This is a genomic window from Taylorella asinigenitalis ATCC 700933, assembly GCF_000687755.1.
Classification (GTDB): Bacteria; Pseudomonadota; Gammaproteobacteria; order Burkholderiales; family Burkholderiaceae_B; genus Taylorella; species Taylorella asinigenitalis.
This window is the reverse complement of record NZ_JHXN01000009.1, coordinates 1-13,535: the sequence shown is the minus strand read 5'-3', so window position 1 is coordinate 13,535 and position 13,535 is coordinate 1. Positions and strand designations below refer to the sequence as shown.

Genomic DNA, 13,535 nt, shown 5'->3' with positions numbered 1-13,535 from the left:
CTCCTATTAAATTAAACAGATGGTACGACAACATCTAATTTGTTATCGATTTCATTTTGAAGACGAGCTATAAACTCATCAACGGTTAAAACGCCTAAATCCACATTTCCTCTGGCTCTAACCGCAACACTTGATGTGCTACGCTCTTTTTCTCCAACCACAAGGATATAAGGAATTTTTTGCATAGAGTTTTCACGGATTTTTTTAGTTATTTTTTCGTTGCGTAAATCCACCTTAACTCTAAATTTTTCGTTTAATTTTGACTGAACATCGAGTGCATAATCATTAAATGCCTCAGAAATTGGGCATACCACTACTTGTTCAGGAGATAACCATGGAGGCATAGCACCTGCATGGTTTTCTATAAGCATACCGATAAATCTTTCAAGAGAGCCTAAAATAGCTCTATGTAACATCACAGGAGTTTTACGGGTATCATCCGCATCCACATACTCAGCACCCAAACGTGCAGGCATTGAGAAATCCACTTGAATAGTTCCACACTGCCAATGACGACCAATAGCATCTTTAAGTGTGTACTCAATCTTAGGTCCATAAAACGCACCCTCACCTGGAGAAATCTCAAATTCGCATCCAGAGCTGCGTAAACTTTCCATAAGAGCCTCTTCGGCTTTATCCCATATTTCGTCCGCACCGATTCTTTTTTCTGGTCTAGTTGCAATCTTATAAAGAACCTTATCGAATCCGAATTGTTTATAGACCTTTTGAAGAAGTGCCGTAAATGCAGAACACTCTTCCAAAAGCTGATCCTCCGTACAGAAAATATGGCCATCATCTTGAGTGAAGCCACGAACACGCATCATGCCATGTAATGAGCCTGAAGGTTCATTTCGGTGACACTGACCAAATTCACCATATCTTATTGGAAGTTCTCTATATGAGTGCAAGGTTGAATTGAAAATCTGAACATGACCAGGACAATTCATTGGTTTTAAGCCATACTCACGGTTTTCAGACTGAGTAGTAAACATGTTTTCTTTATAGTTATCCCAGTGTCCAGTTTTCTTCCATAAACTGAGATCAAGAATTTGAGGAGCCTTAATTTCTTGGTAACCATTTTCTATGTAAACCTTACGCATGAACTGCTCGACTTGCTGCCAAATGGTCCAACCTTTTGGATGCCAAAAGATAAGCCCTGGTGCTTCATCTTGAAAATGGAATAAATCAAGTTCTTTACCTAATTTTCTATGGTCTCTTTTTTCTGCTTCCTCAAGCATATTCAGATAATGAGCTTGATCCTCTTTAGAACTCCAAGCTGTACCATAAATTCTTTGAAGCATCTCATTATTAGAATCTCCCCTCCAATAAGCACCCGCAACTTTCATCAACTTAAATACCTTAAGCTTTCCTGTTGACGGTACATGAGGACCACGACATAAGTCAATGAATGAGCCTTGCTTGTAAAGACTAATAGTTTCACCTTGAGGAATAGACGAAATAATCTCTGCTTTGTAGAGTTCACCCTCTTTTTTAAAAAACTCAACTGCATCATCCCTATCCCATTCTTCACGCACGACTGCAATGTCTTGCTTAGCAAGTTCATTCATGCGTTTTTCAATCTTTTGAAGATCATCAGGTGTAAATGGTCTCTTATAGGAGAAGTCATAATAAAAGCCATTATTTATAACTGGACCAATTGTTACTTGAGCATCTGGAAATAATTCTTTAACCGCATGAGCAAGTAAGTGAGCTGTTGAGTGACGAATAATATCTAAGCCAATATCATCTTTAGGTGTGATAATAGACAAGGAAACATCACGGTCAATGAGATAACTTGTATCGACCGTTGATTCAATACCTTCATTTGATCTCACAGTTGCTGCGATTGCAGCTTTAGCTAAACTTGGTGCAATTGAATGTGCAATCTGAGCTACGGTTTGTGGACTTTCGTAACTTCTAGAAGAACCGTCAGGAAGGGTTACTTGTATCATCTATAAAAATAAACCTAAAATAAAAAAGACGCATAAAAATGCATCATTAGTAAAGTTTCAATATAACTCTAAATTTTAGCACTAAATATAATATCTATATGAAAAAGAATATATCTTGGATTTATTTACTAATTTCAGCTGTAATTATCGTGTTCATTGCCACAGTATTAATTAGAGTACTAACGGCACCGAACACAGGTCCAAAAATAAAAAAAGAAGAGCCAAGTATTCCCGTCGTTAAAGCAACCCCTAACTCTGAAATAAAGTCTGGTATTTCAAACATGCTTAACTTACCAAATACTAAAGATAATCCTACGGCTACAGGCTCTATTACAGCTCAAACCCCTGATACCCCTGATACTCCTGAAACCCAGCAGGTTGACACGAGTTCGGAGGCATCCTTCGATAATTTGCAATCTGATACAGCCGCCGAACAGATGGGAGATACATCTGAAGGGGAAAACTCAGAGGACTATATTGGAGAAACAACAAATACTGTCTTTCCAGAGCCTTTGGATGAAGCTGATTCCACATCAAATGATGAAAGCCCAAGGAATTCATTCCCAGAGCCTATCATTGAAGAACCCACTCAGCCTCAGCCAAGTGGGGAATTTCCAACACCTATTAATTAATAGATTGTGAAGCTGAACCAGAAGAAGTTTCGTTTTTAAGCGCTTCTGCCTTTAGTTTTGAGATTTGTTCTTCGGAAAGTGGCTTAGGTAGTCTTTCTAGAGCATGCTCTAGAACCTCATTTATCCACTTAACAGGAATAATCTCAAGACCATTTTTAACGTTATCTGGAATCTCAGCCAAGTCCTTCACGTTCTCTTGAGGAATTAAAACTTTTTTAATTCCTCCGCGAAGTGCGGCTAAAAGTTTCTCTTTCAAACCACCAATGGCAAGGACTTCTCCTCTTAGTGTAATTTCACCTGTCATAGCTACATCAGCCCTAACAGGAATACCTGAATAAGCAGACACAAGGGCAGTAGTCACAGCAATACCTGCCGATGGACCATCTTTAGGAGTAGCTCCATCTGGAACGTGAATATGCATATCTTTTTTCTCAAAAAGATTATCGAAAAAACCTAATTGGTATGCCCACGATCTAATCACAGTACGTGCCACACTCATAGATTCTTTCATCACATCACCTAACGAGCCTGTATGCTGAATTTGTCCTTTACCTTGAACAACAGCAACCTCAATAGATAGTAGATCTCCTCCGACCTCTGTCCAAGCCAGACCTGTAACTTGTCCAATTCGGTTTTCTTTTTCGGCAAGGCCAAAAGTAAACTTACGTACTCCCAAATACTTATCAAGATTTTCGCTATCGACTACAGTCAATGTAGTTGCTACTTTCTTGGATGTCTCTTCTTCTTTTTGAACTACAGCCTTCACGACTTTACGACAAATTTTTCCTAATTCTCTCTCTAAAGAGCGTACACCTGCCTCGCGTGTATAGTATCTAACAATATCTATAATAGCCGAGTCATCGATTCTAAGTTCACCCTTTTTAATTCCATTATTTTTCATAAGTTTTGGAATTAAATGGTCTTTGGCAATGTGCAGTTTTTCGTCCTCTGTATACCCCGACAACCTAATTACTTCCATACGATCAAGTAATGGAGCAGGTATATTCATCGTGTTACTAGTAGCAACAAACAATACATCCGATAGGTCATAATCCACTTCAAGATAATGATCTTGGAAAGTGTTGTTTTGTTCAGGATCTAAAACTTCAAGCAATGCTGCAGCAGGGTCTCCGCGATAATCTTGACCGATTTTATCGATTTCATCGAGTAAAAATAGCGGATTTTTTACTCCAACTTTAGTCATATTTTGAATAATTTTTCCTGGCATAGCCCCGATATATGTACGTCTATGACCACGAATTTCTGATTCATCATGCATGCCACCTAAGGCCATACGAACATACTTACGGTTCGTAGCTCTTGCAATAGATTGACCAAGAGAAGTTTTACCCACTCCTGGGGGCCCAACCAAACATAGAATAGGCGCTTTAAGTTTATTACCGCGTTTTTGAACAGCCAGATACTCTACAATGCGCTCTTTAACTTTTTCTAGCCCGTAATGATCCGCATCTAAAGTTTCTTGTGCAAATGAAAGCTTAGTATTTACTTTAGATTTTTTCTTCCACGGCACAGCAACTACGGCATCAATATAACTTCTAATAACCGCAGCTTCAGCAGACATAGGGGCCATTTGTTTGAGTTTTTTAAGCTCCGATAGCACCTTCTCTTCTGTCTCTGGAGGCATGCCAGCATCTTTTATTTTTTTCTCTAAAGCCTCAAGATCCGCACCGTCTTCACCTTCCCCAAGCTCTTTTTGAATAGCCTTAATTTGCTCATTCAAGTAGTAATCGCGTTGACTTTTTTCCATCTGTTTTTTTACGCGATCTTGAATCTTTTTCTCTAATGAGATGATATCCATCTCGTACTCAAGATAGAAAAGCAGACTATTTAATCTATCGACTAAATCTTCTTTTTCTAAGAGACTTTGTTTCTTACTCTGGTTAATATGAAGTTGAGCACAAATGGTGTCTGCAAAACGAACTGGGTCTTCAATGCGTAAAATAGATTGAACAACATCAGGTTGAAGTCGTTTATTTATTTTTGCGAATTCCTCAAATTTTGTACCTACAGTACGCACAAGTGGTGAAACCTGATCTTCATCCGATATAGTAGTCTCAACGATACTACCAGTAGCCATGAAGTGATTCCCATCATCCTCGATAGAATCGATTAGAACTCTCTCAACACCCTCCACTAAAACTTTTATAGTTCCGTCAGGCAGTTTAATTAATTGAAGAATATTAGCCACCACACCAAATTTGTTAATTTGGTCAAACTTAGGCTCGTCTACTTCAGGAGAGATCTGAACAGTAAGAATAACTTGATGTACATCTTTTTCGGCCATAGCCTTCTCGAGGGTGGCAATAGATCTTGTTCTACCCACGAATAAAGGCACAACCATATGAGGAAAAACTACGATATCACGTAGTGGCAATAATGGTAGATTTACCTGTTTTTTATCTAATGACATATACTTCCTCTAAATAAAGGGAGAGTCATCATTTGATAATTTCTGGCTCTCCACCTGAAACGGCTTCTTTGTTAAGGATAACCTTTTTAATATCCTTACGAGAAGGCATCTCATACATAATAGGCATAAGTACCGACTCAATTATGGATCTCAGTCCCCTAGCCCCAGTTTTACGCTTAATCGCTTTTTCTGCAATTATTTTTAATGCTTCATCTGTAACTTCAAGTTCAACATCTTCCATCGCAAATAAAGTCTGATACTGCTTAACTAAAGCGTTTTTAGGAACTGTAAGAATCTGTACTAGAGTCTCTACATCCAATTCCTGCAATGTAGTCACAACTGGTAGGCGACCAACAAGTTCAGGAATCAATCCAAATTTAATAATATCCTCGGGTTCGACCTGAGCAAATAATTCACCCACACCTTTCTCGGTTTTATGAGAGACCGATGCATTAAAACCAATTCCTGATTTCTCAGTGCGATTTTGAATGATCTTCTCTAGTCCATCAAAAGCACCACCCACTATAAATAATATATTTGTAGTGTCAACTTGAATGAACTCCTGCCCTGGATGCTTACGACCCCCTTGCGGTGGTACAGCTGCAACCGTTCCTTCAATGAGTTTAAGCAAAGCTTGCTGTACACCCTCACCCGATACATCTCGAGTAATTGAAGGATTTTCAGACTTCCGAGCGATTTTATCTATCTCATCGATGTATATAATGGCTTGCTGTGCTTTTTCAATATCAAAATCACAGTTTTGTAACAGTTTCTGAATGATATGTTCTACATCTTCACCTACATATCCTGCCTCTGTCAATGTAGTCGCATCTGCCATCGCAAATGGTACATCTAATTGTCTTGCAATCGTTTGTGCAAGCAAAGTTTTCCCAGATCCCGTAGGTCCAATTAGCAAAATATTACTTTTACTTAATTCAACATCATCAGCTTTTGTGCCTGCATGCCTGATACGTTTATAGTGGTTATAAACTGCGACGGCCAATTGTTTTTTTGGAATTTCCTGCCCAATAACATACTTATCTAAAAAATCCTTAATTTCCGTAGGAGTTGGAAGCTTAACTGGTTCAGCATCCCCCTCAGCAGATTTTGATTGTTCATTGATTAGATTTGTACAATCACTTACGCACACATCACAGATAAACAAGCCAGATGGCCCGGCAATAAGCTGGTTAACCTCTTCTTTTTTTCGGGAGCAAAAAGAACAGCGTTGAGTTTTAGTAGATTTTGAAGTCATATATTATTTGGCAATGTCACTGCGTTTAGTAAATACTGTGTCAATAAGACCAAACTCTAGAGCCTCCTCTGGGCTCATGTAGTAATCTCGTTCAGTATGCTTACGAATGATTTCGATATCTTTATCGCAGTGTTTAGAAAGAATGCGGTTTAAACGTTCACGAAGATCAAGTATCTCTCTAGCCTGAATTTCAATATCCGTAGCTTGCCCTTTTGCCCCGCCTAATGGCTGGTGAATCATAATACGCGAATTAGGCAAACTATATCTCTTACCATCTGCACCTGCAGTCAGCAAAAGAGCACCCATACTTGCAGCAAGACCAGTACACATAGTAGACACATCAGGATTTACAAATTGCATAGTGTCATATATGGCAAGACCAGCATACACCCCACCACCAGGGGAGTTAATATATAGGGAGATATCTTTTTCTGGGTTTTCCGACTCCAAAAAAAGCAATTGAGCAACGACAAGATTAGCTGTCTGCTCATTTACTTCACCGACCATGAAAATGATACGCTCTTTAAGAAGACGAGAATATATATCATATGCTCTCTCCCCTCTACCAGATTGCTCAATTACATGCGGAATATAGCCTAAACCATGAGGACGAACAGAATCGCCCCCATAAAATGACGTATAAAAATCGATGAATTTTGAGTTGTAATCAAAAGAACTCATTATTTCTGACCCATAAGTTCTTTGAAAGGAATCGACTCTTCTTTAACTTGTCCTTTAGATAGGAAATAATCCACAACATTATCTTCTAGAACAGAGTTCTCAATATTTGAACGAGCCTCGCGATTAGTTAAACAATAAGCAACGAATTCCTGAGGTTTTTCATAGTTTTTAGAAATCTCCTCGATTTTTGCCTTAACTTGTTCTTGAGTAGGCTGAATATCCTCGTTCTCTACGATATGAGCAACAATCAGACCAAGTTTTACACGTCTTTCAGATTCTTCTCTAAAATTTTCACCATCAATTGGCAATGTATCTGCATTAGGAGTTTTAGTTTGGGCTAATTGTTGACGTATTGTGGCAATGCGATCCTCAATCTCCATATCAACTAATGCTTTAGGCACTTCCATCTCAACTTTTGAAACTAATTCATCCCAAACAGATGTTTTTGTGCGAGCTAATGTGCGTGTATTAGTTTCACGTTCTAGATTAGACTTAATTTCTTCTTTAAGTTTTTCTACATTTCCGTCGGTCTGACCAAGGGATTTCGCAAATTCCTCATTAACCTCTGGAAGTACAGGCTCAGCAACTTCTTTCATAGTAAGAGTGAATTCTGCTGTCTTTCCTGCAACTTCTTTTCCGTGATAATCTTCTGGAAATGCTAGTGGAAATGTTTTCTCTTCCCCTGCCTTTAAGCCTTTTGCTGCTTCTTCAAATTCGGGAAGCATAGCACCAACACCTAAAACAAACGGAAAATCATCAGCTTTTCCGCCTTCAAATTCAGTGCCATCAATTCTTCCTACAAAATCGACTGTAACACGGTCTTGATCTTGAGACTCACGGTCAACTTTTGAGAATTTTGTACGTTGCTTGCGTAAAATTTCAATAGTATCGTTGATTTCAGAATCACCTAATTCAGTTTTAAACTTGGTGAAATTCATAGAGCTAATATCACCTAAATTAACTTCAGGATATATCTCAAATTTAGCTAAAAATACTAAATCCTCTTCTGAAGTTTCACCCTCTTTAGGTACAACTTCTGGCTTACCTGCAATACGTAAATCGTGCTCACGAACTGCTTTATCTAACTCTTTAGTAACTTCTTTATTTAATGCATCATACCTAACACTAGGGCCATGGCTTTGTTCTATCATTTTAATAGGTGCTTTACCTGGTCTAAAGCCCTGAATTTTGGCTGTTTTAGCGATTTTTTTAAGTTCTGCTTGAGAAGCATCTTCCACAGCTTTTTGGCTAACACGAATTTCAATTTGACGTTTTAAGCCATCAAGTTTTTCAACTTTTGATTCATTATTGGTAATCATGAATATACCCTAGATAAGTTATAAATTTTTTTGTTAACTTGTTATTTTACTTAAGATGGGAAATATTTAAAGTCGAAATAAAAAATTAACTAAATTCAATTGAAATTAATTCCGCCACCAACACTAGCGCCAACACCGCTATTATTCGCTTTAACACTACCGCCTACAGAGCATGCACTAATTGATACACTTGTTAAGGCAATTAAAAGACTTGTAATAATAATTCTAATCATATGATTCTCCTAAAAAATTTATTATTCTATGTAAAAATATAGCTTAATTTAGCTTACTTATCTACTAATTTTGTGAGGTGTCTATGAATAATGATATCAATCAGTTTAACGGTGAAGATAATTCTGAGCTTCAACTGAAGCAAGAATCAATTTTCTCAAACGGCATGTTTGTTCTTGTTTTAATTGCCTTTGGAATTATCGGGCTTCTTATTTCCTGGTCTGTTAGCTTTATAACTTTATTTTTTGGTATGTTAGGTACTGTAGTATCTGTTGGAACTTGTAGCTTCAGTAATAGCGATTTAGCTTTTTCCAAATCAAAATTACCTAAATTAAGAGATGAAAATTATGTTTACTTGGCTGCTAGAGCAGTTATAGGTGCAGTATCGGGTACAGCAATTGTTCTAATGACTATTCAACATGTTCAAGTACACTGGTCACATTTAGCTGTAGTTTCACTTTTTGGTGCATTTGCAGTTGATCAAATAGTCTTTAAGAGGATTTTCTCCAAATAATAAATGGAAAAAATCGATAAGGCCGCTAAATGGTCTAATTTTTTAGCAAATCGATTAGACTCGAAAAATACTGTTTTAGAGCATCTCCATAAGGACCTTACCATTGATTATGGAAGGTCTTTACTTTCTTTTGTATTAAAAGAAGAAGGTTTGGATTTAAATGAGGATATCGCAAATTTGGATCCCACTATTATTAAGTCGGCTCTTAGACGAGTTAGGGAAAGAATACTCCTAACGACAATAGTCGAGGACATTGCCAAAGAAATAAATACATCACAAGTAGTTCAAATGATGAGCTTGCTTGCAGACACATGCATAAAAATAGCTTATCAAACTATTAATTCAAAACTTGCTGCTACATATGGATATCCAACCGATCCAGAGACAGGATTGGAATTGGCACCAATAATTATTGGGATGGGCAAGCTTGGTGGCTATGAGCTTAATGTATCATCCGATATAGACCTAGTTGTTTTGTATTCTGTTCAAGGAAATACAAACAGTCGCAAACCTATATCAAATCACGAGTTTTATCACAAACTTACCCAAAGAATAATGCATATTCTGTCAGATAGGGATGCGGATGGATTTGTTTTTAGGACCGACCTTAGACTTAGACCAGACGGCGATGGGAGTCCATTGGCATGGAGTCTGGGGGCGTTTGAACATTATCTAATTACTCAGGGTCGTGAGTGGGAGCGCTATGCATATCTTAAAGCACGTGCAATAAATTTAGATGATTCGGAACCGTCAAACATAGATGACTATGACTATTTTGAAGACCTTAGGACTTCATTTGTCTATAGAAAATATTTCGATTTTGATACGCTTAATTCGCTGAGAGATTTGAGGGAGCAAATTAAGGAAGATTGGGATAGAAAAACTGAATCTAAAATAAATGCCGCTTTTAATATCAAATTGGGTGATGGGGGTATTCGAGAAATTGAATTTATCTCACAACTGATTCAGCTTATGAAAGGTGGAAGGCTCCCTAGTCTACAAGAGCGTGGAACAGTAAATGCTTTGAAGGCGATAAGTATTGCTGGTCTTATGGACTCAGAAGATGCTTCTCGTTTGATTGAAATATATTATTTCCATCGAAGACTGGAGCATATGTTGCAATACCGCGAAGATCAGCAAACTCATGATTTACCTGATGATCAAGAAACGCGTCGAAATTTAGCTGAGGCACTAGGTTATGAATTAGAAAAGTTTGAGGAGCTTTTAAAGGAAAATTGCGACTTTGTTTCTCAGAAATTTGAGGAAGTCTTCAATTTAGTCGGTTTGCAAAGCGATTCTTCACGAAATAATGCAGAGCTTGAGGTATCTAATGATTCTGAAGAATTGCAGTTGCTTAAAAAAAACTGGGGAGAATTTAAAAACAAAAACAAAATAAAGCAGCTCAGTACTAGCAATATCAAACGTCTTGATGAATTGTTTGTTCACCTTACAAATAGTAGCCTAAAATCCAAAGATTATGTGAAAACATTCAATCTATTATGTGAGCTAATCGAGACCATTGCCCAAAGAAGCACATATATAACGTTGCTTCTTGAGTATCCTGATGTAATAGATAGAGTAGCTAGAATTATGAGTGCAAGTAGATTAGCAGCTCAAGTTCTTCTGACGCACCCTATTTTGCTAGATAGTCTACTTGATTGGAATGCATTAATGGAGCCGTTAGACTTTGATGCATTGAAAGAAAATTTAGACAGGGAAATGGCTGCAAGCGTAGATGCAAAAGGATATGCTGACATTGAGCGTCAAATGAATTTAGTTAGAGATGCGTTTAACATTGCCAACTTTCAACTTCTTGCTCAAGATTTAGAGGGTGCTTTTACAGTTGAAAAACTTGCAGATCACCTATCTTTATTAGCGGATATTTTGCTTGAGACCTGCTTAAAATGGTGCTGGGCGAATCTTCGCAAAGAAAATTGGCCCGAGAATCCAGAATTTGCGATTATTGGGTACGGTAAATTAGGTGGCAAAGAACTCGGATACTTCTCTGACTTAGATTTAGTTTTCATATTTGATAGCGAAGATCCAAATGCCTCTGAGATGTATAGTAAGTTAGGCAGACGTCTTATAAATTGGCTTACAGCGATGACTTCCTCAGGACGTCTATACGAGGTCGATATGCGGCTTAGGCCAGATGGCGATTCGGGTTTGCTGACTGTCACTATGGATAGTTTTAGAAAATATCAACTTGAAGATGCATGGGTATGGGAACATCAGGCTCTTAGCCGAGCTCGCTTTGTTGCTGGATCTCCTGCAATTGGCGAAGAATTTGAAAATCTGCGTCTAGAAATCTTAAGACGTAAACGTGATCAAATGGACACCAAGGGCGAGATACATAAAATGAAGGAGCGCATCTCTAGGTCACATCCTCCACCCAAATCTGGATTTTTTAATATCAAGCATGGCAATGGTGGCATGATTGATATCGAATTTATAACTCAATTTTTAGTTTTAAGCTATTCTCATAAACACGATATATTGACTAAAAACTTAGGTAATATAAATCTATTGCAGATTGCATCTGATTTAGAACTTATACCTTCTGAACTTGCCGCAAAATGTGCAAGCGCATATAGAACTTATCGTAAAATACAACATGAGTATAGGCTTCAAGAAAAGTCGGTCGTGGAAGTGGATCCAAGTACCTTAAATTCAGAGATTGAAGCCGTTAAACAATTAACTAATTTAGTATTAAATTAATCATCAATGAATACCGAAAAACCTTTTGTCACTCCTATTGAGAGACCCAAACTTTCATTGCCACAGGGAAAGAAAAAACTTTTGATGCACTCCTGTTGTGCTCCGTGTTCTGGTGAGATCATGGAAGCACTACTGGCTTCCGAAATAGATTATTCAATATATTTCTATAACCCTAATATCCACCCTCGTAAAGAATATGATATTCGTAAGAACGAAAATATTCGATTTGCTGAAAAGCATGGAATTGAATTTTTCGATGACGACTATGATCCAGAAAATTGGTATGCACGTACTAAAGGTATGGAGTGGGAGCCTGAGCGTGGCCCACGTTGTACAGTATGCTTTGATATGCGATTTGAGAGAAGTGCTAAATTTGCCCACGACCATGGATTTGATTGTTTAACAAGTAGCCTAGGAATATCGCGATGGAAGGATATGAATCAAATCAACGGCTGCGGTCACAGAGCTGTCGAACCCTACCCTGATCTTGTGTATTGGGATTTCAATTGGCGTAAAGGTGGAGGCTCCGCTCGTATGGTTGAAATTAGCAAGCGAGAAGGCTTTTATCAGCAAGAATATTGTGGATGCAGTCATTCATTGAGAGATGCAAATCGATACCGTTTAAGTCAAGGACGCCCTAGGATTGAATTAGGGGTTAAATTTTACGGGAGGGATGAACATTGAAATTGATTAAAAACGTTTTTATTAGTGCCTGTTTATGTTTTGGTGTAGCTGCTAGTAGCTTTGCACAAGAAAATCAAAATGTGACTGTTAAATATAACTCCAATAAACTTATTTCAGCTTACATTACATACATTGTTGATGGCTCAAATTATAAGGTTTCAACAGCTATAAATATACCTTTATATAAAATGCGTTTTTCAACAGAAGGTAGTATCAAAAACGGAATTTTTGAACTTGAAACTTATAAAGATGTTAGAAACGGAAAGGTATATGCTGATGCGGTCGTGAAAAACGGTCAATTAACATACGGTAAGGCTAAAGAAACTAAGAATTCAGTGACTTTAGAATTACCAACATTCGATTTATTTTCCATTGCTTTTCAGCTCTCATATTTTGGAAAATTACCTGATAGTTTCCAATATACAAACGGTAAAAAAATCTATAAGATGGATCCATTAGTAATGAATGAATCGTCTAAAATGGTTGACATAGACGGTGTTCAAGCCAAAGAAATCACATATAGTTTCCATGGAAACGATAAAAAGCAAATTGTAGTTAAAAAAATAGAAGGCCAAAAATATCCTAGCTATCTCTCATATGAAAAAGATGGAGATAGATATAATTTTAAATTTGATAGAATTGTTCAAAATTGATGTCTTTTAGGGCAGAAAGTTTTGATTATTTTTATAAAAATTTGTAAAATATTCATGCAGTTAAAAATTGGTGACGTACTGCCTTAACGTACGGTCAAATTCATTGGTGACGTACTGCCTTAACGTACGGTTAAATTCATTGGTGACGTACTGCCTTAACGTACGGTTAAAAAATTTTAACTGTAAGGGCAATCTTTTGGTTGCCTTTTTTTTTGGGTAGATATACTTCTTTTACTCTAAGCGATTTCATTTTTGTGGTTCCTTTCTCTTTAACAAATATCCAAATTAATTTTTCCTAAGCTTCTCTAAAAACCATTCTCCCAAAATTACAATATTTGGAAGAAAAAAAATTTAAAACTTTGGATTTAAGATGAATTCAAAAATCAAAATTATTGAAACGATGCGAAGTATTGTTTTAATAGCTATAACGAAAATTTAAAAAGAAAAATGGATTTTCTAAAAAAG

11 protein-coding genes are annotated in these 13,535 nt (G+C 37.2%); 5 read left to right on the top strand and 6 right to left on the bottom strand.

Features of this window, described 5'->3' with window-relative positions:
• Positions 1 to 11 precede the first annotated feature (11 nt).
• Positions 12 to 1,952 (bottom strand): threonine--tRNA ligase, encoded by a 1,941-nt coding sequence (gene thrS, locus T432_RS0105795; protein WP_028884534.1) that lies wholly within the window; start codon positions 1,950 to 1,952, stop codon positions 12 to 14.
• Between the two features lie 98 nt (positions 1,953 to 2,050).
• Here thrS and T432_RS0105790 point away from each other — a divergent pair, with 98 nt between their 5' ends.
• Positions 2,051 to 2,584 (top strand): membrane protein, encoded by a 534-nt coding sequence (locus T432_RS0105790; protein ID WP_028884533.1) that lies wholly within the window; start codon positions 2,051 to 2,053, stop codon positions 2,582 to 2,584.
• On the opposite strand, the gene lon is transcribed toward T432_RS0105790, so the two are convergent.
• The 5 genes from lon to T432_RS08565 form a co-directional block, all read right to left on the bottom strand.
• Positions 2,577 to 5,015 carry an endopeptidase La gene (lon, locus tag T432_RS0105785; RefSeq protein WP_028884532.1) on the bottom strand — a complete coding sequence of 813 codons (2,439 nt, stop codon included), beginning with the start codon at positions 5,013 to 5,015 and terminating at the stop codon, positions 2,577 to 2,579. The two genes, T432_RS0105790 and lon, sit on opposite strands and share 8 nt — an antisense overlap.
• A gap of 28 nt (positions 5,016 to 5,043) precedes the next feature.
• A complete protein-coding gene (gene clpX, locus T432_RS0105780; RefSeq protein ID WP_015551262.1) occupies positions 5,044 to 6,270 on the bottom strand; it encodes an ATP-dependent Clp protease ATP-binding subunit ClpX in 1,227 nt (408 codons plus the stop codon).
• A 3-nt stretch (positions 6,271 to 6,273) separates the two neighbouring features.
• Complete coding sequence (gene clpP, locus T432_RS0105775) at positions 6,274 to 6,951, bottom strand: ATP-dependent Clp endopeptidase proteolytic subunit ClpP (protein ID WP_014111788.1); 678 nt, start codon at positions 6,949 to 6,951, stop codon at positions 6,274 to 6,276.
• A complete protein-coding gene (gene tig, locus T432_RS0105770) occupies positions 6,951 to 8,270 on the bottom strand; it encodes a trigger factor (protein WP_028884531.1) in 1,320 nt (439 codons plus the stop codon). Before tig ends, clpP begins: the two co-directional genes overlap by 1 nt.
• Positions 8,271 to 8,365: 95 nt before the next feature.
• A complete protein-coding gene (locus T432_RS08565; protein WP_169735857.1) occupies positions 8,366 to 8,503 on the bottom strand; it encodes a hypothetical protein in 138 nt (45 codons plus the stop codon).
• Between the two features lie 83 nt (positions 8,504 to 8,586).
• Here T432_RS08565 and T432_RS0105760 point away from each other — a divergent pair, with 83 nt between their 5' ends.
• Genes T432_RS0105760 through T432_RS0105745 form a run of 4 tightly spaced genes read left to right on the top strand, consistent with a single transcriptional unit; the run spans position 8,587 to position 13,070 of the window.
• Positions 8,587 to 9,015 (top strand): hypothetical protein, encoded by a 429-nt coding sequence (locus T432_RS0105760; protein ID WP_028884530.1) that lies wholly within the window; start codon positions 8,587 to 8,589, stop codon positions 9,013 to 9,015.
• Between the two features lie 3 nt (positions 9,016 to 9,018).
• Positions 9,019 to 11,733 carry a bifunctional [glutamate--ammonia ligase]-adenylyl-L-tyrosine phosphorylase/[glutamate--ammonia-ligase] adenylyltransferase gene (glnE, locus tag T432_RS0105755; protein WP_028884529.1) on the top strand — a complete coding sequence of 905 codons (2,715 nt, stop codon included), beginning with the start codon at positions 9,019 to 9,021 and terminating at the stop codon, positions 11,731 to 11,733.
• A gap of 6 nt (positions 11,734 to 11,739) precedes the next feature.
• Complete coding sequence (locus tag T432_RS08495; protein WP_014111793.1) at positions 11,740 to 12,417, top strand: epoxyqueuosine reductase QueH; 678 nt, start codon at positions 11,740 to 11,742, stop codon at positions 12,415 to 12,417.
• Entirely contained in the window at positions 12,414 to 13,070 is a 657-nt protein-coding gene (locus T432_RS0105745) for a hypothetical protein (protein ID WP_015551266.1), read from the top strand. Before T432_RS08495 ends, T432_RS0105745 begins: the two co-directional genes overlap by 4 nt.
• Positions 13,071 to 13,535: the final 465 nt, after the last annotated feature.

Bases quoted from the DNA above. Each gene is read 5' to 3' on its own strand.
- thrS (WP_028884534.1), bottom strand. From the start codon at position 1,952: ATGATACAAGTAACCCTTCCTGACGGTTCTTCTAGAAGTTACGAAAGT.
- T432_RS0105790 (WP_028884533.1), top strand. From the start codon at position 2,051: ATGAAAAAGAATATATCTTGGATTTATTTACTAATTTCAGCTGTAATT.
- lon (WP_028884532.1), bottom strand. From the start codon at position 5,015: ATGTCATTAGATAAAAAACAGGTAAATCTACCATTATTGCCACTACGT.
- clpX (WP_015551262.1), bottom strand. From the start codon at position 6,270: ATGACTTCAAAATCTACTAAAACTCAACGCTGTTCTTTTTGCTCCCGA.
- clpP (WP_014111788.1), bottom strand. From the start codon at position 6,951: ATGAGTTCTTTTGATTACAACTCAAAATTCATCGATTTTTATACGTCA.
- tig (WP_028884531.1), bottom strand. From the start codon at position 8,270: ATGATTACCAATAATGAATCAAAAGTTGAAAAACTTGATGGCTTAAAA.
- T432_RS08565 (WP_169735857.1), bottom strand. From the start codon at position 8,503: ATGATTAGAATTATTATTACAAGTCTTTTAATTGCCTTAACAAGTGTA.
- T432_RS0105760 (WP_028884530.1), top strand. From the start codon at position 8,587: ATGAATAATGATATCAATCAGTTTAACGGTGAAGATAATTCTGAGCTT.
- glnE (WP_028884529.1), top strand. From the start codon at position 9,019: ATGGAAAAAATCGATAAGGCCGCTAAATGGTCTAATTTTTTAGCAAAT.
- T432_RS08495 (WP_014111793.1), top strand. From the start codon at position 11,740: ATGAATACCGAAAAACCTTTTGTCACTCCTATTGAGAGACCCAAACTT.